The sequence below is a fragment of the Faecalibacterium sp. OM04-11BH genome (genome assembly GCF_003482185.1).
GTDB classification, from domain to species: Bacteria; Bacillota; Clostridia; order Oscillospirales; family Ruminococcaceae; genus Faecalibacterium; species Faecalibacterium tardum.
This window is the reverse complement of sequence record NZ_QULS01000042.1, coordinates 1-764: the sequence shown is the minus strand read 5'-3', so window position 1 is coordinate 764 and position 764 is coordinate 1. Positions and strand designations below refer to the sequence as shown.

At 43.3% G+C, this 764-nt stretch carries 1 pseudogene; it reads left to right on the top strand.

The features are described 5' to 3' along the window. Nucleotides 1–198: pseudogene (locus tag DXB44_RS14945) on the top strand (conjugal transfer protein); the annotation flags it as partial. Between the last annotated feature and the right edge of the window lie 566 nt (nt 199–764).

The following is a 764-nucleotide window of genomic DNA, read 5'->3' as shown; positions in this document are numbered from 1 at the left end:
ACCTTGCAGCCGGACATCTCCGCCCTGAAAAATATCCGCAAGTATATCGACATGGTGCTGAATAAGCAGCAGCTTTCCGCACCGGGCGGCAAGACCCCGGAGAAGAAATCAGTGCTGAAACAGCTGGAGCAGCTTCAGCAGAAAAAGTCCAACTACAAAACGATTTCTACCACCCCAAACCGCGAAGAATCGCTCTAAACGATCTTTCTGTCACCGATATGCCGTTGCAATCAGTGGCAGAAGTACATAATTCATTTGTTTTTTGCTGGCTTTTGGCTATTCTCGCTGGCTAGTGAGTAGAGGCGTACTTTTAAGGCAGAAATTTTCTCCAACACCCCCCATTTTAGGCCACTTTTTCTGTTAATAGTAGAAGCGCCTCTTTGAAAGCCGGTCATTTGTGACCTTTTTGTTAATTCTCAAAAAGATGGTTGTCTTTGGGCTGTTTTCGTTGCCTACCTATTGAGAGGATTTTTTCAAAAGCGGAGATTTGGTCTCAAGAATTACAATTCAATTACAAGTTTCTCACCAATGCTACGAAACAGGCGTTCTCGATGCCTACCAAGTGTAGGGCATCTTTTTCAAGACCATTCTCGGACTATTATGACGTTTTGTTTACAAAATTGCTTGCAATGCTACGAAATGGCCTTTTTCATCGGCTACCAAGTAGAAGGATGTTTTTCGTCCGTCAAAGTCCAGAAATCTTCCATATGTTCCTTGACAAGTGAATAGTTCAATCGTCCGGTACTTCACAAAAGGTACTTCTG